The following is a 19,877-nucleotide window of genomic DNA, read 5'->3' as shown; positions in this document are numbered from 1 at the left end:
TTGCTGCCTGCTTGGCCAAATCCACCATTTTATTGATCTGGGTCGGTGATCTCACCGCTCTGACAAATGGCTGGGGGTGCATTTGCCCTACTGACTCAGGATGCTTTTCCAGAGCCAGAGCCAGAGCCAGAGCCAGAGCCAGAGCCAGAGCCAGAGCCAGAGCCAGCCGGTGGTTATGTTGCCATCAGGCTGGCCAGGGAATTAATGGTGCAGCAGCTCGCGGGCGTTGGCCAGGGTAATGTCGGTGATCTGATCCCCTCCCAGCAGGCGAGCCAGTTCGTTGAGCCGAGCGCTCTGATCGAGCGCATCCATCCGGGTTTCGGTGGTCTTGCCGTCGGTGTGCTTGCTCACCACCATGTGCTGGTGGCCATTGCCCGCCACCTGCGGCAAGTGAGTGACCACCATCACCTGAGTCGACTCGCCAAGCTGACGTAGCAGGCGACCCACCACGGCGGCGGTCGGGCCGCTGATCCCTACATCCACTTCATCGAAAATCAGGGTCGGAGTGGAGACCTTGCGAGCGCTGATCACCACGATGGCAAGGCTGATACGCGACAGTTCACCGCCCGAAGCTACCTTGCCAAGCGGCTGGATAGGCTGACCCGGGTTGGTGGTGACCATAAATTCGACCCGATCTATACCCAGCGGAGAGAGGCTGCTCTGGGCATCGGGGCGCACCTCGATGGCAAAGCGACCATCGGGCATCGCCAGTTCGTGCATGCTGCTGGTCACTTTGGCGCCCAGCTCCTGGGCGTAACGCTGACGGCTCTGACTCAGGGCTTCGGCGGCTTGGACAAAAGCCTGACGGGCCTCGGCCAGCTCATCTTCCATCCCCTCTAACCGCTCCTCATCGGAGTTGAGGCGAGCAAGGTCAGAGGCCAGCTCCTGATGGTACTGAGCCAGATCTGCCGGTTTGACATGGTGCTTGCGGGCCAGATTGATGGCTTTGGAGAGCCGGGCCTCCAGCTCGTTGAAACGTTCGGGATCCAGCTCCAGACGATCCAGATAGCTGCGCAGTTCGCTGTGGCTCTCCTGCACCCCAATCAGGGCTTCGTTGAGCATCTCCAGCACCGGAGTGAGTCGGCTGTCCATGCTGACCAGCCCCTCGGCCCGGTCGACGGCTGTCTGCAGCAGACCGGCGATGGTGGTCTCTTCGTTGTCGTAGAGCAGATCGAGGCAGAAGCCGCACTCCTGCATCAGTTCGGTGCCGTTGGCGAGACGCTGGTGCTCCTCTTCTATCTCTTCAAACTCGCCCGGCTGCAGGGCAAATTCGTCCAGCTCCTGCACCTGATACTCGATAAGCTGGCGACGGGCCTCCCGCTGTTGCTGCTCGGCCTTGAGCCGGTTAAGTTCGTTTTGCAGCTGGCGCCACTGCTGATAGTGCTGGCGCACCTCGTCGAGCAGCAGATGGTGGCCGGCGTAGCCGTCGAGCAGGGCGAGCTGGTAGTCGGGTTTGAGCAGCATCTGGTGGGCATGCTGACCGTGGACGTTGACCAGCAGCTGGCCCAGATTCTTGAGCTGGGTGAGGGGGACGGGCACGCCATTGATATAGCTGCGCGAACGCCCCTCGGCAGAGATGACTCGCCGCACGATGCACTCACCTTCGTTCTCCAGCTCGTTGGTCGCGAGCCAGGCACGGGCGGCCGGGTTGTTGTCGAGCAGGAAGCGGGCGCTGACCTCGCTTTTGTCACTATCGGGGCGCACCATGCCGGCTTCGGCCCGCTCACCCAGACAGAGACCGAGAGCGTCGATGGCGATGGATTTACCGGCACCGGTTTCCCCTGTGATGCAGGTCATGCCCGGTTGCAGATCGAGTTCGAGAAACTTGACGATGGCGAAGTTGTTGACGGTCAGCTGGGTCAGCATGGTCTCATCCTGTATAGGTCAACATTACTGTGTATGTATCCAGTATATACTGGTCTTATATACAGTAAAGAGGGCTCCGTCATTTTTAACGAATGCAGGCCACCAGATTGGTGGCCTTCGGGAGCACAACAAGGTGAGCGTCAGTGAAAAGCTGACATCAGATCCGGATGGGCTGCGATCACCTCGTCCAGAGCCTGTTCCAGCTTGCTGCCGCTGGTGATGAGGGGGTTGAGCACCAGCGCGCGCCAGGCTGTATGGCGGTTGCCGGTGATGGCTGCCTCGATGGTGAGCTGTTCGAACTCCTTCATTAATTGCAGCAGGCGCAGGGTATCTTGCGGGAAAGGCGCCACGTTGAGCGGCAGCGGGCCCGACTTGCTGATGAGGGAGCTAACTTCCACGGCACATTCGTCCGGCAGGCCGTTGATGGCACCATTGTTGCGGGTGTTGACGTGCATGATGATGCGCTTGTCGTTGTGGATAGCACTCATCAGTTCGCAAGCCGCTTCGGAATAATATTGGCCACCTCGCCCCTCCAGTGCTTTCGGTTTCTCTGCGAGATCCGGGTTGCGATAGAGATCGAACAGCTGCTGTTCGATGGCCTTGACCACTTCGCCCCGGGTTCCTTCGCCACTGGCCTCACCGAGTTCCTGCTTGAGGATATCGTCGCTCATGTAGTAGTAACGCAGATAGGCACAAGGGATCATGCCCAGATGGGTCAGCAGATCCTTGGGCCAGACAAAGGGGGGAATATTGCGTGGAACCAGTGGATCGTGTCCTTGTGCGAGTCGGGCAATCACTTCGCCGAGTTTATCCTTGCCTTGATGCTGGATCTGGCGCACGAAGATAAAGTGGTTGAGTCCGGCCACCTGCATGATGAACTCCTGCTCATCGTGGCTCTCCAGCAGGGTAGCGACCCCTTTTTGCATGATCACCGGCACATTGCACAAGCCCACCGCCTTGATCTTGCTGTGGCGCAAGACGGCTTCGGTCACCATGCCTGACGGATTGGTGAAGTTGAGCAACCAGGCATCGGGGCAGAGGCGCTCCATGTCGGCGGCGATCTGCAAGGCGATGGGGATGGTTCGGCACGCGTTGGCAAAGCCGCCAAGTCCGTTGGTCTCTTGTCCAATCAGGCCATATTTCAATGAGATCCGCTCATCGCTAATACGGGCCTCCAGGCACCCGGCACGAAACTGGGAGCAGACGTAGTCGGCCCCGCGCAGCGCTTCTTCCCGATCCAGCCTTGTTTCCACCCGTACCCCCAGTCCGGCTTTGGCCAGCATACGGCGGGTGAGGGCTGCGATGATTTCCATCTTTTCGTGGCCATCGTCGATATCGACCAGCCAGAGTTCGCGCAGCGGCAACTCGTGCTGGCGCTGGATTAATCCCTCGATCAGCTCCGGTGTGTAGCTGGAGCCGGCACCGATGACCACAATCTTGAGTCCGTTTTTCATTGTCCACCTCATTAGCAGGGATAGGGTTGGACCCTATTAAAGAGGGGCTAGGGCGGGCCGACAAACGAAATATGGGGCAGCATGGATTAGCCTGTTTCATGCATGAGGGGAAATGGCATACTGATGGCCTGCACCGAAACGCGCGTCATCACGAGGTTATCCATGCTGGTTCAACAGAACACCCTTGCCCTGCTGCACACCTTCGAGAGCACGGCCCGTCACCTCAGCTTCACCCGCGCTGCTGAGGAGATGAACCTCACCCAAGGGGCCATCAGTCACCGTATTCGCCATCTGGAGGGGTTATTGGGGTTTCGCCTCTTTATTCGCCTGACCCGTAAGCTCGCATTGACGGAAGAGGGGGCACGACTGCTGGCGACCCTGAGCCACTCCTTGCGTCAGATCAATGAGGAGATTGAAGATATCCGTGCTCAGGATCTGCGCGGCACACTCCATGTGGGGGTTGCGCCGACGCTGGGGCTCAACTGGCTGATGCCCAGATTACCGCGCTTCCAGCAGCGCTGGCCCGGGTTGAATGTGATGATGCGGGTTCGTGCCGGGGCGGTGGATTTCAACGAGGAGCGGGTAGATCTGGCCATCTACTACGGTGCCACCCGCTGCAGTGATCTGCACCGTGAGCTGTTGATGGAGGAGCGCCTGGTGCCTGTCTGCTCCCCCGCCTATGCCGAGCGACTGGGGTTGCTGAGAGAGCCGGCCCGGTTGGCGGAGGCCTGTTTTATCCATGCCTCTGAATCGACCGATGTGCAGCAACTCTTCTCGGAGTGGCGGCTCTGGTGTGATGGCGCTGGCATGACACTACCCCATGAACAGCGCCACTATGGTTTCAATCACTATCAGATGGCTCTGCAGGCTGCACAAGGGGGGATGGGGGTCGCGATGGGGCGGGAGGTGCTGGTTCGCAGCTTGCTGGAACAGGGCTCGCTGGTGGCAGTTGGTGGCCCGGCGGTGGCGGCCGGGCGCAACTACGAGTTGATCTCGCCGCGGGAGAACCGCGAGCGGCCGCGTTTTCGCGCCTTCAGCGACTGGCTTCGCAGCGAGGTGGCACTCAGTCAGAGCACTGCTGCGCAGCCTGATCCGGCAGCTTAAAACAGCTTGCTGCCCCAGCCGAGCTTGTTGCGCAGTACGTGGAAGTAGCTGTAGTCGAGGGGATGAACCAGATGGAGCTGGTGGTGGCTCTTCTTGATGAGGATCTCGTCCCCCGGGTGGACCGCCAGGGTCACCTGACCGTCACAACTCACCTGCATGGCATCGTCCTGATTGTCCGGCGAGACCAGCAGCCGCACTTCGCTGTCGGCATCGAGTACGATGGGGCGACTGCTGAGGGTATGCGGGAACATGGGCACCAGCGTGATGGCGTTGAGCTTGGGGGTGAGGATGGCCCCACCTGCCGACAGGGAGTAGGCAGTTGAGCCGGTCGGTGTGGCGACAATGATGCCGTCCGAGCGCTGGCTATACATAAAGCTGCCATCGATATAGACCTCGAACTCGATCATGTGGGCGATCTTGCCCGGGTGCAGCACCGCTTCGTTGACCGCCAGATTGCTCGACTTGCGCTCGCCGTGGCGATAGACCGAGGCTTCCAGCAGGAAGCGGTGTTCGCTCTTGTAGTGGCCGGAGAGCACCTGCTCCAGCGGCAGCAGGTAATCCTGCGGCGAGAGATCGGTCAGAAAGCCGAGGTTGCCCCGGTTGACCCCGATCACCGCCACATCGAAGCGCGACAGCACCCGCGCCGCCCCCAGCATGTTGCCGTCACCGCCGACTACGATGGCCAGATCGGCCTGCTGGCCGAGCTGAACCAGATCCATGACGTTTTCATCGAGGATGCTCAGGGTCTGGGCAACCCGGCTCTCCACCAGTACCCGGAAACCGCGTGAGGTCAGGTATTGATGCAGGCCGGTCAGCGTCTGGTTGGCTCCCTCGTGGTGAGGCTTGCCAATCAGGGCGATGGTTTTGAACGGAGAATCCATAGTCTGTCGGGTCTGGGTGAGTATTGGGGGCAGTATACAGCGGTTTGTCACGCTTGTGACGTCCTCCCGCGCGCTTCCCTTGCAGAGGGGGAGGGCTATCTCCTTGACGCCGCTGGTTAAAAGATGAGCTGGATCGCCAGAGATGCGGCAAGGAAAGTGCCAATAGTCCTGTTTGCGTGACCCGGATTGCCCTTTTTCCCCTTGAAAGACAGGGATCCATCCCCATAATAGCGCCAACATAGTCGGTCTGATGTCACTGGTCGCTCAGCCAGACGTCAAGGCCCTCGTAAGTAACCCCGGAATCTGGAGATGTCATGAACCACGAAGAGCAAAAGGTTGAAGCGATGGAGCAAGTGGAAGCCCAGCCAGTCGAGCCGACCGATGTAGACAGTGAAGTGACAGCCGAGCAGGCCCGTATCGCCGAACTGGAAGAGCAGCTGGAGACCGCCATCCAGAAGGCGGCGGAAGAGCGCGAACGCGCCCTGCGTACCGCTGCCGAAATGGAGAATCTGCGTCGTCGTACCGAGCTGGACGTGGAGAAGGCGCACAAGTTCGCGCTGGAGAAGTTCGCCGCCGAGCTGCTGCCGGTGCTGGACAACCTGGAGCGCGCCATCGAGCTCGCCGACAAGGAGAACGACGCCCTCAAGCCGATGGTGGAAGGTGTCGAGCTGACCCTCAAATCCATGCAGAGCGGTGTGGCCAAGTTCGGTCTGGTTGCGCTGGATCCGACCAACCAGCCGTTTGACCCGAATGCCCATCAGGCGATGAGCATGGTGCCGAGTGCCGATGTGGCGCCGAACACCGTGATCGCCGTGATGCAGAAGGGCTATGAGCTGAACGGTCGCGTGATCCGTCCGGCCATGGTCATGGTATCCAAGGCCGCCGACTGAGTCGGCACTTGATGCCCAGGCCCGCCGCTTGGCGGGCTTTTTGTTTATCTGTCTGGTCTGTCATGGACTGATCACGACAAAAGGTAGGGTTTTTGCGGGGCAGGGCTTGAAGTGGCCGCTTGCGACCCCATATAGGATGCAAGGCCACGGCGGCACAAAAATTTTGATGCCGGGAGCTTGAAAGCCAGATTGGCAGGCCCCACCTAGCCGTTAACGCATTAAGGCGAGTTCCTCGCCAGTTTATTCAAAGTATTTGGAGATTTCTCAAATGGGTAAAATCATCGGTATTGACCTGGGTACTACCAACTCCTGCGTTGCCATTCTGGACGGCGACACTGCTCGCGTGATCGAGAACGCAGAAGGCGATCGTACTACTCCGTCCATCATTGCCTATGCCGATGATGGCGAGATCCTGGTTGGTCAGCCGGCCAAGCGTCAGGCCATCACCAACCCGAAAAACACCCTGTTCGCCATCAAGCGTCTGATCGGCCGTCGTTTTGAAGATGACGAAGTACAGCGTGACCTGAAAATCATGCCGTACGCCATCGCCAAGGCCGACAACGGTGACGCCTGGGTTGAGGTGAAGGGCAAGAAAATGGCACCGCCGCAGATCTCTGCCGAAGTGCTGAAAAAGATGAAAAAGACCGCCGAAGACTACCTGGGCGAGCCGGTAACCGAAGCAGTTATCACTGTTCCGGCCTACTTCAACGACGCCCAGCGTCAGGCTACCAAGGATGCCGGTCGCATCGCCGGTCTGGATGTTAAGCGCATCATCAACGAACCGACTGCAGCTGCTTTCGCTTACGGCGTGAATAAGGTCAAGGGCGAGCGCAAGGTTGCCGTATATGACCTGGGGGGCGGTACTTTCGATATCTCCATCATCGAGATCGACGAAGTTGAAGGCGAAACCACCTTCGAAGTACTGGCGACCAACGGTAACACCCACCTGGGTGGTGAAGACTTCGACAACCGCGTCATCAACTATCTGGTAGATGAGTTCAAGCGTGAGCAGGGCATCGACCTGCGCAACGACCAGTTGGCTCTGCAGCGTCTGAAAGATGCCGCCGAGAAAGCTAAGATCGAGCTCTCTTCTGCCCAGCAGACCGACGTCAACCTGCCGTACATCACTGCCGATGCCACCGGTCCGAAGCACATGAACATCAAGGTAACCCGCGCCAAGCTGGAATCCCTGGTAGAAGACATGGTGAAGGACTCTCTGGAGCCGGTTCGTGTTGCCCTGAAAGACTCCGGTCTGGCAGTTGGCGAGATCGACGACGTGATCCTGGTTGGTGGTCAGACCCGTATGCCGCTGGTTCAGAAGACCGTTGCCGAGTTCTTTGGCAAAGAGCCGCGTAAAGACGTCAACCCGGACGAAGCGGTGGCCATGGGTGCTGCCATTCAGGGTGCCGTACTGTCCGGTGACAAGACCGACGTACTGCTGCTGGACGTTACTCCGCTCTCTCTGGGTATCGAAACCATGGGCAGCGTGATGACTGCGCTGATCGAGAAGAACACCACCATCCCGACCAAGAAGTCCCAGGTGTTCTCCACTGCCGAAGACAACCAGTCTGCCGTGACCATTCACGTGCTGCAGGGTGAGCGCAAGCGCGCCAGCGACAACAAGTCTTTGGGCCAGTTCAACCTGGAAGGCATCCGTCCGGCTCCGCGTGGTCTGCCGCAGATCGAAGTGACCTTCGACATCGATGCCAACGGTATCCTGCACGTCTCTGCGAAAGACAAAGAGACCAACAAAGAGCAGAAGATCACCATCCAGGCTTCCTCTGGTCTGTCTGATGACGAGATCGAGCGCATGGTACGCGAAGCCGAAGCCAACGCGGCCGAGGACAAGAAGTTCGAAGAGCTGGTGCATGCCCGCAACCAGGCTGATGGTCTGGTCCACTCCGTACGCAAGCAGATCACCGAAGCCGGTGAAGCCCTGCCTGCTGACGACAAGACCAAGATCGAAGCCGCTCTGAGCGAGCTGGAAACCGCCATCAAGGGTGACGACAAGGCTGCCATCGAAGCCAAACAGCAGGCTCTGCTGGAAGCGTCCCAGAAGCTGATGGAGATTGCCCAGCAGCAGGCTCAGGCACAAGGTGCCGCCGGTGCTGACGCCGGTCAGTCCTCCTCTTCTGCCAAGGCTGACGACGACGTAGTCGACGCCGAGTTCGAAGAAGTGAAAGACGACAAGAAGTAAGCCCGACCCAGATGGGCGAAGCAGGCTTCGCCCATCGGTTTAGTTTATGAATTCACGGGCGTTGGGTGACCAACGCCCGTCTGCGTAACCACAGGATGAGTATGTCGAAGCGCGATTTCTACGAGGTGCTGGGGGTATCGAAAGATGCCGACGAGCGCGAGATCAAGAAGGCGTACAAGCGTCTGGCCATGAAGTATCACCCTGACCGCAACCAGGGCGATGCCGGTGCCGAAGAGAAGTTCAAAGAGGTCAAGGAAGCCTACGAGATCCTGACCGATGCCAACCTGCGCGCCCGTTATGACCAGTACGGTCATGCCGGTGTCGACCCGAGCCAGGGTGGCGGTGGCCACGGTGGTTTCGGCGGTGGTGCCGACTTTGGCGACATCTTTGGCGATGTGTTCGGTGACATCTTCGGTGGCAGCCGTGGCGGTGGTCGTCGTGGCCCGGCCCGTGGTTCCGACCTGCGCTACACCATGGAGCTGACGCTGGAAGAGGCGGTACGCGGGGTCTCCAAGGAGATCAAGGTGCCGACCCTGGTTCACTGTGAAGTCTGTAACGGCTCCGGTGCCCATACCGGCAGCAGCGCCCAGACCTGCCCGACCTGCCACGGCTCCGGCCAGGTGCAGATGCGTCAGGGCTTCTTCGCGGTGCAGCAGGCGTGCCCGCACTGTCACGGTCGCGGCAAGATCATCAAGGATCCGTGCCGCAAGTGCCACGGTGAAGGTCGCTACCAGCGTACCAAGACCCTGTCGGTCAAGATCCCGGCAGGTGTCGATACCGGCGATCGCATCCGTCTCTCCGGCGAAGGGGAAGCAGGGGAAGCCGGCGCACCGGCAGGGGATCTCTACGTACAGGTGCACGTCAAAGAGCACGAGATCTTCGTGCGTGACGGCAACAACCTCTACTGCGAAGTGCCCATCAGCTTCACCGCAGCCGCCCTCGGTGGCGAGATCGAAGTGCCGACCCTGGATGGCCGTGTCAAGCTCAAGGTCACTCCGGAGACCCAGACCGGCAAGATGTTCCGCATGCGTGGCAAGGGCGTGAAGTCCGTGCGCTCTGGCCAGGTGGGAGATCTGATGTGCAAGGTGGTGATCGAGACTCCGGTCAACCTCACCGAGCAGCAGAAAGAGCTGCTGCGCCAGCTGGACGAGTCGTTCAGCGGTGCCGCTGCCAAGACCCACAAGCCGAAATCGGAAGGCTTCTTCGAAGGGGTGAAACGCTTCTTCGACGATCTGACCAGCTGATTTCAGCCACCCGAATCAACAGAGCCGGCCTTGTGCCGGCTCTTTTTTTGGTTTTTTGCTGTCAATCCGTGGTGCTGGCGCGCCAGAAGACCTGCTTGATATGGGGATGAATACCCAGTTTGCCCATCAGGGCATCGAGCTCGTCGCCATCGATGGAGGTGGCGAGCAGCACCGCCGAGATCTCCAGATCCCGTTCGCCAAACGGCTCGATATCGAGTTCGCTCAGGGGGTAGTTGGCCTGCTCCAGCATCTCTTCGAGCCAGTGCAGCACCTCTTTCTGGTGCTCGCGCGGAGTGAGCGCCGTCACCTTGTAGGTCACCTCGGTGTCGAGATTGTCCACCGGACGCCGGTTGATCTGATTGACCAGCGGCCGCAGCAGGGTATTGGCGGCGAGCACGAACAGGGCGCCCAGAATCGCTTCTATGGCGAGACCGGCACCACAGGCGGCACCGACGGCGGCCACCCCCCAGAGGGTGGCGGCGGTGTTGATGCCGCGGATATTGCCCGACTCGCGCATGATGACACCGGCGCCGAGAAAGCCGATGCCGGAGACGATATAAGCCACTACGTGCACCACGCTGTAGCTGCCACCGTGCAGGTCATAGATACGCTGGGCCAGATTGACAAACAGCGCTGCGCCCACGGCGACCAGCACGTTGGTACGCAGGCCGGCGGTACGCTGGCGGTACTGGCGCTCCAGCCCGACCAGCGCCCCCAGCACAAAGGCCAGCAGCAGGCTGGCGAGGGTATCGATCAGGGAGATCAGATCAAGTTGTTGCCACATTTTCATGGCCTGTTCCTTCTTGGTTGCCGATGGCCTTCGGGATGAGCGGGCTGTCAGATGGTGCTGGCATAACCCGGGCAGATGAGCGGACGCGCGTGGTGAAGGCCATCACAAAGGGGATGAGCACGCACGTCAAATGGGCCTGCCTCTCCCGTTTGCACGGAGAAGCAGGCACTTTTTCACTCGGATTGAACGGGGCTGGCAAGCCCCGAGGTTAACGGGTTGGCTCAGTTGAGCTGGGGATTGCCATCACTGCGTGGCCGCAACTCCCAGCGCACCGGATGTGCAACGCCCACCTGATGGACAAACTGCACCAGATAGCGGCGCTGGGGCGGTGTGCAGTGCACATTGAGCACCAGCTCCCGGCCCCCGCTGCGTCCCGGCCGCATCGACTGCATGGGCTGCAGGCCAGCGGGTTGCAGCGTGTGGTTCACCATCTCCAGCACCTGCTCCATATCGGCGCGATCCTCGCAGCGGATCTGTAACCGGTAATGGTGCTGGCGCTGTTTGCCGCGCAGCCAGAGTGGCAGCCAGCCACGACCCAGCTTGCTCAGCAGGGGATGATCCTGTGTTGCCATCATCGGGTTGGCAACGGACTTGGTTGATACAAAACGCATAGCAGCCTCCTTGTGGGAAGCAGAAACTATGCAGGCATGACGGCCACGGCTTTTGGCCAATGGTCGCCAGACGTCAAGTGTAAAAAGAGAAGAGGGGAGTGGATTTCCGCTTCTCGCAGGGCTGCGAGCATGCGGCAGAGAAAGACCTGCGGCTAGCTCGCGACCTTGGTACCGGCTGACAGGGCCGGTCTACAACTGTCACTTGATGAGTTGCCCACTGATGGTCTCCGCTATTGATAAGAGGCTCGAATGATAGCCGAGCTGACGCAGAGGGTAAACCCCGAGCCAGTGGCGGAAACATCCTGAAACAAATTTGAGCTCTCACTTCGCCGCGACCGCTTGACGGCCGTTTGCGGTTGTCGAGCCGCCTTTATGCTGCTGGCCAGATCTTGCGCTGGAGCTAACAGACGGCTGACATGACCCATCCAACTCCGATCAAGCCCGCTTATTTAAACCCAAGGCGCCTCAGGATGATGGCTGCCGGGCAGAAACCTGTGAATGCGCTCTGGATCAGGTTGACCCCGACAAAGGCGCTCAACCAGACAAAGCCCGGATGGACCCAGGTGGTAAGGATCAAAGAGAGCAGCAACATGCAACCCGCGACGATTCTGACTCCGTTATCTACTGTCATAGCCTTTCTCCCTATCTATTTTAGATGTTGCTAATTTAGTGTTGTTTTATACAATAGAACAAATATCAGCAATTGCTAATTTACTTCTATGAGCCAATTCGACGAGATGAACAGACATGCGACAGCCGCCGCCTCCCTGCTCAAGGCGTTGGCTCACCCTGAACGCCTGATGGTGCTCTGCCAGCTGGTGGAGGGGGAGAAGGGGGTCGGGGAGCTGCTGGCCCATAGCCAGCTGGGGCAGTCGGCCTTTTCCCAGCAATTGTCGGTGTTGAAGCGCTACGGCCTGATCCGCTCGCGCAAGGTTTCCCAGCAGATCTACTACTCGCTGGTGAGCGAGGCGACCGCCGATGTGCTGACGGCGCTGCAAACCCATTTTTGTCACTCAGAAAATAAGGAATCTTGATGATGGAAAGCCCATGGCTGCTCTCTTTGGGCGGCGGCATGCTGGCGGGGCTGTCGGCCCTGATCCTGATGTTGTTCAACGGCCGCGTTGCCGGGATCAGCGGTATTCTGGCCGGTGCACTGCAACGCAAAGCGCCCTGGCGCCTGTTCTTCTTGCTGGGACTGGGGGCGGGCGCCTGGTTGGCGCTGACTCTGGGTTGGGCCAGCATGCCCGCATTCACCACCTTGCCCGGTTGGCCGGTAGTGTTGCTGGCCGGTCTGTTGGTTGGCATCGGTACCCGTCTTGGCAATGGCTGTACCAGTGGCCACGGCATCTGCGGCATGGGGCGGCTCTCCCTGCGCTCCATCGTCGCTACCCTGACCTTTATGGCGGCTGGCTTTATCACCGTGTTCGTCACTCATCATCTGCTGTAAGGGGCTGATTGCCATGAAGTTGCTGACAAGTTTGTTTGCGGGCCTGCTGTTTGGACTGGGGATGGGCATCTCCGGCATGGTGGATCCTGCCCGGGTCACCGGTTTTCTCGATCTTGCCGGGGCCTGGGATCCCAGCCTCGCCTTCGTGATGGGGGGCGCTCTGCTGGTCTTTATGCCGGGTTATTTTCTGCTGGTGAAACCTCGTCGTCAGAGTGTGTTAGGCGAGCCCATCGCGGCCGTACCTGCCCCAAAGCTGGATCGCAATCTGGTCGGCGGTGCTGCGCTGTTCGGTATCGGCTGGGGATTGGTGGGTATCTGCCCGGGGCCAGCCTTGAGTCTCATTTCCAGTGGCCAGCCCATGATACTGTTGTTTATTGCGGCCATGGTGGCCGGGATTTTGCTTGTTGATCGGGTCTTGGTGAAGGTGCGGGAGAAGCGCTGCCACCCCCGCTCTGCCTGAATGGATTGCCCCTAGTGTCGGGGAAGGAGAAATATCATGGAACAGATCCGCTTGCTGGGGGCCGCCATGCTGGCTGTGACCTCCGCTCTTGTCTCTCCGATGACATGGTCTGCCGAGGCGAATGGTGATGCCACCCTGACTCTGGTTCCCCGTCAGGTGACCGACTGGCTGACGCTGGATGGCACTGTCAGTGCCATCAATCAGGGGACGGTGGCGGCCCAGACCAGCGGCCGGGTCTCCCGCATGCTGGTGGATGTGAACGATCAGGTGCAGGCGGGACAGCCGCTGCTCGAAATCAGCGGCAAGGAGCAGTTTGCCGCCGTAACGGGGGCCGAGGCGCGACTGGCCAGAGCCAAGGCCCAGCAGGTGGAGGCAGAGCGCCAGCTTGCCCGCTTTCAGGCGCTGATTGCAAAGGGGGTGATCACCCGCGCCCAGCTCGACAATGCCGAGGCTTCCGATCGCGCCGCCCGCGCCGAGGTCAATGCGGCCGATGCGGCCCTCACTCAGGCCCGCGAGGCTTACGGTTATACCCGCATTCTGGCCCCTTACGCCGGGGTGGTGACCAAGCGGTTGGTGGAGCTGGGGGAGACTGTCGCCCCAGGTACCCCGTTGCTCTCCGGCTTTTCCCTTGATGAGCTGCGGGTGGATGTAGACCTGCCCCAATCTGTGATCGCACTCGCCAGTCAGCCAGCGGATGTGCTGGTGCTGCTGCCGGATGGCAAGTCTGTTACCCCAGTCAAATTGACCCGCTTCAACTATGCAGACAGCCAGAGCCATGCCTTCAGGTTGCGCCTCGACTTGCCGCCGCAAACCACCGGGGTATTGCCCGGCATGTGGCTCAAGGTGCAGCTCAAGCAGGGTGAGCGTCAGGTGTTGCAGGTGCCGGATCGCGCCCTGCTGCGGCAAGGGGAGTTCAACGGCGTCTATCTGCAGCAGCCCTCTGGCTGGGCCCTGATGCCGGTGCGGGTCGGGCATTGCTTTGAAGGGCAGTGCGAGATCCTGGCCGGGCTGCAAGCCGGTGACAAGCTGGCTCCCGATGGCTGGGCGCAGCAGCAGGAGGTGGCCCATGAGTAGCGAGCTGAACGGCAACAAGGAGAGGCTGGGGCCTGCCGGTCGGCTGGCTGCGCTGTTTCAGGGCTCGGCCATCACGCCGCTGCTGGCGCTGTTGGGGCTGTTGCTCGGCCTGTTTGCGGTGCTGGTGACCCCCAAGGAGGAGGAGCCGCAGATCGATGTCACCTTCGCCGATGTCTACATTCCCTTCCCGGGAGCCACTCCGGCTGAAGTGGCCTCTCTCGTCACCACCCCTGCCGAGCAGGTGGTTTCCCAGATAAAGGGGATCGATACCCTCTACTCTTTTTCCCAACCCGATGGCGCCCTGCTGGTGGTGGTATTCAAGGTGGGGGTGAGCCGCGAACAGGCCATCGTCGATCTCAACAACCAGCTCGACTCCAACCGCGACTGGTTGCCACAGGGGATCGGAGTCGGTCAGCCACTGGTGAAACCGAGGGGGATCGATGATGTCCCCATCGTCAGTTTGACCTTATGGAGCAAAGAGTGGAGCAAAGAGGGGAGCAAGCAACTGGGGGCTCCCGAACTGACCCGGGTCGCCCATGAGCTGGAGACCGAACTCAAGCGCATTCCCGGTACCCGCGATATTTACACGCTGGGCAGCCAGAGCGCCGTGTTGCGGGTGATGCCGGATCCGGCGGCCCTCAGCGCCCATAGCATCAGCTGGGGCGAGCTGAATCAGCGCCTTGCGGCCGCCAATCAGGTGGGCCCGACACAGGCCATCGAGCAAGATAACCGGGAGATCAAGGTGCAGGTGGGGCAGTTCCTGCAAAGCGAGCAGGAGGCCCGGGAACTGGTGGTTGGGCTGCAGGGGGACAAGCCGGTCTACCTCGGCGATGTGGCGAGCGTGTCGCTCGGGGAGGAGACCCCGGTGCAGCGCAGTTGGATGGGGCAGGGGGATCGCAGTTATCCGGCGGTGACCCTAGCCATCGGCAAGCAGCCGGGCCAGAACGCGGTTGATGTGGCCAAGCGGGTGGAGGCGCGGGTCGAGAGTCTCAAAAATCGGCTGATCCCTGCCGGGGTCGAGGTGACGGTGACCCGGGACTACGGCGTCACCGCCGAGACCAAATCCAACACCCTGATCGGCAAGCTGATTTTTGCCACCACGGCGGTGGTGCTGCTGGTGCTGGTGAGCATGGGCTGGCGCGAGGCGCTGGTGGTAGGCGTTGCCATCGTCATCACCCTGGCACTGACCCTGTTCGCCTCTTGGGCATGGGGCTTTACCCTCAACCGGGTATCGCTGTTTGCGCTGATCTTCTCCATCGGCATTCTGGTGGATGACGCCATCGTGGTGGTGGAGAACATCCACCGCCATCGCGGTTTGGGCAGGGGGTCGCTCAAGGATCTGATTCCGGGGGCGGTGGACGAGGTGGGCGGGCCGACCATACTGGCGACCCTGACCGTGATCGCGGCCCTGCTGCCGATGGCCTTTGTCAGCGGCCTGATGGGCCCCTACATGAGCCCCATCCCCATCAATGCCAGCATGGGGATGCTTATCTCCCTGCTGGTGGCCTTTATCTTCTCCCCCTGGCTGGCGAGCCATTTGCTCAAGGATTCGGTGCACGGTACCGACGGCGAGGCCAAGGCCGGCCTCTTCCAGCGGTTGATGACCCCTTTCCTGATTGGCGCTGGCGCCAGGAGAGCGAGACACAAACTCTGGCTGGTCATCCTGCTGCTGGTGGCGGGCGCCGCCGCCATGCCCATGGTGCAGTGGGTCGTGCTCAAGATGCTCCCCTTCGACAACAAGTCGGAATTCCAGCTGGTACTCGACATGCCGGAGGGGGCGACTCTGGAGCAGACCGAGCGCACTCTGCTGGCGGTCGGGCGGGAGCTCGCCAGGGTGCCCGAGGTGAAGGATTACCAGATCTACGCCGGTACCGCGGCCCCCATCAACTTCAACGGGCTGGTGCGCCACTACTTTATCCGCAGCGGTGCCAACGTGGGGGATATTCAGGTCAATCTGGTGGACAAGCATGATCGCTATCGCAGCAGTCACCAGATCGCACAATCGGTGCGGGCACCGCTGCAGGCCATCGCCAGCGCGGTGGGGGGCAATCTCAAGGTGGTAGAGGTGCCGCCCGGCCCGCCGGTCTGGTCACCCATCGTTGCCGAAATTTATGGCCCGACTCAGGCCGCCCGTGAGGCAGCCGCTCGCGCCGTACAGGCCCGCTTTGTAGCCACCGCGGATCTGGTGGATGTGGATATCTATCTGACCGACCCGCAGCCCAAGTGGCGGCTGGTGGTGGATCGCAGCAAGGCGGCCCTGCTCGGGGTCGATCTCGGGGATCTGGTGAACACCCTCAATGGCGGGGTGGGTTATCAGGATGCCAGCTGGCTGCAGGGGCACGGCGCCAAGTATCCGGTGCCGATCCGCATCGAACTGGCTCCCGGTGACAAACGGGATCTGGCGGGTGTGCTGGCCCTCAAGGTGCGCAACCAGAGCGGCCAGCTGGTGCGGGTCTCCGAGCTGGTGAGTCGCCGCGATGAGGTGGTCCCCAGCTATATCATGCACAAGAATATGCAGCCCATGGTGATGGTGGTGGCCGACATGGGCGGTCACACCGACAGCCCGCTCTACGGCATGTTTGCCGCCGGTGCCGACATCAACCTGCCCCAATATTACGTGCAGCAGCCCGACAAACTGGGAGCGGTGGCGCTGTTGTGGGACGGGGAGTGGAAGATCACCTACGAGACCTTCCGCGATATGGGCATCGCCTACGGGGTGGGGATGATCCTCATCTACCTGCTGGTGGTGGCCCAGTTTCGCTCCTATCTGGTGCCGCTCATCATCATGGCCCCCATTCCGCTCACCCTCATCGGGGTGATGCCGGGCCACGCCCTGCTGGGGGCCCAGTTTACCGCCACCTCGATGATCGGGATGATTGCGCTGGCCGGGATCATCGTACGCAACAGCATCCTGCTGGTGGACTTTATCGAACAGCAGCGCAGCGCCGGAGTGGCGTTCGAGCAGGCAGTGATTGCGGCGGCGCAGGTGCGGGCCAAACCCATCATGCTGACGGCGTTGGCGGCGATGATCGGAGCCCTGTTTATCCTCGATGATCCCATCTTCAACGGGTTGGCCATCAGCCTGATTTTCGGGATCCTGGTCTCCACCCTGCTCACCCTGGTGGTGATCCCGCTGCTCTACTACAGCCTGATGTCGCGCCGTGGGGTCGCGATCACGGCAAACGAGCCGGGCGCACAATGACAGAAGGGCCACCTCGGTGGCCCTTCTCGTTTCACACGTTCAGGTGGCCGGGGCGCTGAGTCAGCGTCCCTTCAGCAGCGGGAAGTAGCGCCGGTCAGCCTGACTCATGTGGCCGACAACCAGCTCCTGAATGATGAAGTTGAGCAGCTCGTCGTTGCCGAGGGTGCCTGCGCGGGCGGCGTTCATCAGCTGGGCCGCTTTTTGCAGCAGTTGCTGATGGTCCTGACGGTGGGTCTCGAGCTCGGCGTAATCGAGCTCGGCCAGCAGGCTCTCCTCGAAGGTGAAGTGGTGGTGCGCCATCTCGAACAGGTTCTCCAGACTCTCCAGATAGAGGGCGGGATGGGCCTCGTGATCCTTCATCCGCTCCAGCAGCCGGTTGGTGAGCACAAAGAGCTGGCGATGTTCGGCATCGATACGGGGATGGCCGCACTCGTGGCTGCCTTGCCACACCAGCGAGCCCTGCGCGGGGTCGAGCCCGGCGGTATAGAGACAGACCCGGCCACGGCCGCGGTTTTTCGCCTGATACATCGCCTGATCCGCGTGGTGCATCAGGGTTTTGGCATCCTCGCCGTGCTCCGGATAGAGAGCGATCCCGATACTGCTGGAGATGCGCAGCTCCTGCTCGTCGCTCATCCTGAAGGGGTGGCGCAGGCTGTGATGGAGGTGGTCGGCGATGGTCAGAGCCTCGTCGCTGGTGTCAGGCAGCAGGATAACAAATTCGTCGCCGCCAAGGCGTGCCACCAGATCATGTTCCCGCACGCAATAGCGCATCCGCTTGGCCACCATATTGAGCAGCACATCGCCGGTCTCGTGGCCGAAGGTGTCGTTGATCGGCTTGAAGTGATCGAGATCGATGAACATCAAAGCCAAAGGCTGGTCGGCGTTGTGCTCCAGCGCCTCTTTCAGGCGTTGTTGGAGCAGGCGGCGGTTGGGCAGACCGGTCAGGGGATCGTAGAAGGCGAGGCGGCGCATCATCTCCTCGCGGGCCGCCCGCTCGGTGATGTCGCGGGTTACCCCCAGAATTGCCTCTGGTTCCCCCTGCTCGTTGCCATGCAGGGTGGTGATGGTCTCGGTGGCGACCAGATGGCCATCCTTGTGGCGCAGATCGGTGCGAATGACGCTGCGGGTCTGCTCATGTTCACCGCGATACCAGGCGGCGAGGGTGGCGGTGATCTCCTCCTTGAGTTTTATGCGTGCGGCATCGGGCAGCAGCTTCTTGAACGGCAGAGCGAACAGCTCGCTTGCGTTGTAACCGCTCAGCGGCTGGATGGCCGGGCTGATGTAGCGAAAGCGCAGGCTGGCGGTATCCATGGTCCAGATCACGTCGGCGCTGTTCTCCGCCACGAAGCGGTAGTGCTGCTCGCTCTGGGCCAGCTCGCGGGTGAGGCGCTGGCGGTCGCGCGACTCCTGACGCAGACGCAGGTAGAGGTGGAGGAAGATGCCGAGCAGGATCAACAGGGTAAAGGTGATCAGCATGGCGATGGCCACGCTCTTGTCGAGCAGCTGCCGCTGCTGGCGCAGCCGCTCCTGGGCCGGATTGTAGAGAAAGCGATCGAGGCTGATGTCGGAGGCGAGCAGGCCCGCCTCCCGATAGATATTGGCGATCTGCTGCCAGCGCTCCGGCTGCATGTATCCCGGCTCGACAAAGTCGGGCTGCATCAGCGAGCGGGTCTCGCGCGCTTCAAAGGTGAGTTGCTCCCGTCCGGCCCCGCTAGGGTAGTGCTCCATGATCCAGTCGATCATCTCCTCCGGATTATCCATGGCATAGCGCCAGCCGCGCAGGCTCGCTTGACGAAAGGCAAAGACCCGGCCGGGGCGGGTCGCCAGCTCCCGCTCGGAGGTAAAGAGGTTGTCGGCGTAAAAGTCGTTGTTGGCGCTGCGGGGACTGAAGACCCGATAGGGGATCTCCTTTCGCTGCAGGTAGAAGGGCTCCGTGGTGCTGTAGGCACTGATGGCATCCACCTTGCCTGAGAGCAGCGCTTCGACGCCGTTGTCGTAGGGGAGGATCTGCCACGTCCGGGCGGGAATATGTTTGCTGAGATAGGTGAGCAGCTCGCCGGAGCCGGGTTCCAGCATCAGCTGCTTGCCGGCGAGATCGGCGGCATTGCGGATATCGGGTCGATCGAGCGTCAACAGCAGCAAGGGAGAGTGCTGCAACATGGCTGCCAGCACCACCACCGGCTTGCCGGCGGCGCGGGCCAGCAGCAAGTCGCTGCCGCTGATGCCAAACTGCGCCTGGCCACTGGTCACTGCTTTGACCACATCGGTGCGGGGCGTGGCTTCGCGCAGGGTGACGTTGAGCCCGGCTTCCCGGTAGTAGCCCTTGGCGATGGCGGCGTAGTAACCGGCAAACTGGAACTGATGCTGCCAGGAGAGCTGGAGTGTGACTTGCTCTTCGGCCTTCAGCGGCACGCTTGCAAGCGCAGAGAACATCCAGCTGGCCAGCATGGGCAGGAACCAGAGCGTACAGCGTGGGGAGGGTTCGAGCTCCGTCATACAGGGTGTCTCTCGGGAGGCGGTATCAGAGCTAGAGTCAAACAATTTTTTGTAACCTGCAATAGGGGAAAAAGGCTAGCGGAGCAGGGCAGTAGCGGTATAAGAATTTGTTTTTGTGTTTTTCATCACACTAATTGCCTGCGAAGTCTGTTTTCACAACT

The 19,877-nt window shown here is 60.9% G+C and carries 16 protein-coding genes; 9 read left to right on the top strand and 7 right to left on the bottom strand.

Annotated elements, in window-relative coordinates:
* Nucleotides 1–201: 201 nt before the first annotated feature.
* Nucleotides 202–1,866 carry a DNA repair protein RecN gene (gene recN / locus BS300_RS07450; RefSeq protein WP_071911842.1) on the bottom strand — a complete coding sequence of 555 codons (1,665 nt, stop codon included), beginning with the start codon at nucleotides 1,864–1,866 and terminating at the stop codon, nucleotides 202–204.
* Nucleotides 1,867–2,006: 140 nt separating this feature from the next.
* Nucleotides 2,007–3,320 carry a 6-phospho-beta-glucosidase gene (locus tag BS300_RS07445; protein ID WP_071911839.1) on the bottom strand — a complete coding sequence of 438 codons (1,314 nt, stop codon included), beginning with the start codon at nucleotides 3,318–3,320 and terminating at the stop codon, nucleotides 2,007–2,009.
* Between the two features lie 162 nt (nucleotides 3,321–3,482).
* Here BS300_RS07445 and BS300_RS07440 point away from each other — a divergent pair, with 162 nt between their 5' ends.
* Entirely contained in the window at nucleotides 3,483–4,424 is a 942-nt protein-coding gene (locus BS300_RS07440; RefSeq protein WP_041208338.1) for a LysR substrate-binding domain-containing protein, read from the top strand.
* Here the strand turns inward: BS300_RS07440 and nadK are convergent.
* A complete protein-coding gene (nadK, locus tag BS300_RS07435; RefSeq protein ID WP_041208339.1) occupies nucleotides 4,421–5,305 on the bottom strand; it encodes an NAD(+) kinase in 885 nt (294 codons plus the stop codon). The two genes, BS300_RS07440 and nadK, sit on opposite strands and share 4 nt — an antisense overlap.
* Nucleotides 5,306–5,619: 314 nt before the next feature.
* On the opposite strand from nadK, the gene grpE reads away from it, so the two are divergent.
* The 3 genes from grpE to dnaJ all read left to right on the top strand — a co-directional run bounded on the left by grpE (nucleotide 5,620) and on the right by dnaJ (nucleotide 9,636).
* On the top strand, nucleotides 5,620–6,195 hold the full coding sequence (gene grpE / locus BS300_RS07430; protein ID WP_033113489.1) for a nucleotide exchange factor GrpE: 576 nt from the start codon (nucleotides 5,620–5,622) through the stop codon (nucleotides 6,193–6,195).
* 268 nt (nucleotides 6,196–6,463) lie between these two features.
* Nucleotides 6,464–8,392 carry a molecular chaperone DnaK gene (gene dnaK / locus BS300_RS07425; protein WP_041208341.1) on the top strand — a complete coding sequence of 643 codons (1,929 nt, stop codon included), beginning with the start codon at nucleotides 6,464–6,466 and terminating at the stop codon, nucleotides 8,390–8,392.
* A gap of 101 nt (nucleotides 8,393–8,493) precedes the next feature.
* The gene (gene dnaJ, locus BS300_RS07420; protein WP_033113491.1) at nucleotides 8,494–9,636 is read left to right on the top strand and encodes a molecular chaperone DnaJ; all 1,143 of its coding nucleotides are present in this window, start codon (nucleotides 8,494–8,496) and stop codon (nucleotides 9,634–9,636) included.
* 61 nt (nucleotides 9,637–9,697) lie between these two features.
* Here the strand turns inward: dnaJ and BS300_RS07415 are convergent, their stop codons facing one another.
* The 3 genes from BS300_RS07415 to BS300_RS07405 form a co-directional block, all read right to left on the bottom strand.
* Nucleotides 9,698–10,426 (bottom strand): MgtC/SapB family protein, encoded by a 729-nt coding sequence (locus BS300_RS07415; protein ID WP_033113492.1) that lies wholly within the window; start codon nucleotides 10,424–10,426, stop codon nucleotides 9,698–9,700.
* Nucleotides 10,427–10,647: 221 nt separating this feature from the next.
* Entirely contained in the window at nucleotides 10,648–11,037 is a 390-nt protein-coding gene (locus BS300_RS07410; protein WP_071911836.1) for a hypothetical protein, read from the bottom strand.
* A gap of 445 nt (nucleotides 11,038–11,482) precedes the next feature.
* Nucleotides 11,483–11,668 (bottom strand): DUF2892 domain-containing protein, encoded by a 186-nt coding sequence (locus BS300_RS07405; protein ID WP_042032494.1) that lies wholly within the window; start codon nucleotides 11,666–11,668, stop codon nucleotides 11,483–11,485.
* A gap of 88 nt (nucleotides 11,669–11,756) precedes the next feature.
* On the opposite strand from BS300_RS07405, the gene BS300_RS07400 reads away from it, so the two are divergent.
* Genes BS300_RS07400 through BS300_RS07380 form a run of 5 tightly spaced genes read left to right on the top strand, consistent with a single transcriptional unit; the run spans nucleotide 11,757 to nucleotide 17,220 of the window.
* Nucleotides 11,757–12,071, top strand: coding sequence for a metalloregulator ArsR/SmtB family transcription factor (locus tag BS300_RS07400; RefSeq protein ID WP_071911833.1), 315 nt, complete (start codon nucleotides 11,757–11,759; stop codon nucleotides 12,069–12,071).
* Entirely contained in the window at nucleotides 12,071–12,484 is a 414-nt protein-coding gene (locus tag BS300_RS07395; protein WP_071911831.1) for a YeeE/YedE family protein, read from the top strand. Before BS300_RS07400 ends, BS300_RS07395 begins: the two co-directional genes overlap by 1 nt.
* A gap of 13 nt (nucleotides 12,485–12,497) precedes the next feature.
* Nucleotides 12,498–12,944: a YeeE/YedE family protein gene (locus tag BS300_RS07390; RefSeq protein ID WP_071911829.1), complete on the top strand. Its 447-nt coding sequence runs from the start codon at nucleotides 12,498–12,500 to the stop codon at nucleotides 12,942–12,944.
* Between the two features lie 36 nt (nucleotides 12,945–12,980).
* Nucleotides 12,981–14,018, top strand: a complete 1,038-nt coding sequence (locus tag BS300_RS07385) for an efflux RND transporter periplasmic adaptor subunit (protein WP_071911827.1) — start codon at nucleotides 12,981–12,983, stop codon at nucleotides 14,016–14,018.
* Nucleotides 14,011–17,220: an efflux RND transporter permease subunit gene (locus tag BS300_RS07380; RefSeq protein ID WP_071911825.1), complete on the top strand. Its 3,210-nt coding sequence runs from the start codon at nucleotides 14,011–14,013 to the stop codon at nucleotides 17,218–17,220. The genes BS300_RS07385 and BS300_RS07380 overlap by 8 nt, the downstream gene beginning before the upstream one ends.
* 60 nt (nucleotides 17,221–17,280) lie before the next feature.
* Here BS300_RS07380 and BS300_RS07375 read toward each other — a convergent pair whose 3' ends face one another.
* The gene (locus BS300_RS07375) at nucleotides 17,281–19,716 is read right to left on the bottom strand and encodes a diguanylate cyclase (protein WP_071911823.1); all 2,436 of its coding nucleotides are present in this window, start codon (nucleotides 19,714–19,716) and stop codon (nucleotides 17,281–17,283) included.
* Nucleotides 19,717–19,877 lie beyond the last annotated feature (161 nt).

Origin of the sequence: Aeromonas sp. SCS5 (assembly GCF_001887375.1) — a bacterium.
In the GTDB taxonomy this organism is placed as follows: domain Bacteria; phylum Pseudomonadota; class Gammaproteobacteria; order Enterobacterales; family Aeromonadaceae; genus Aeromonas; species Aeromonas jandaei.
Note: the sequence above shows the minus strand (reverse complement) of the source record. Positions and strands in the feature narration are given on the sequence as shown.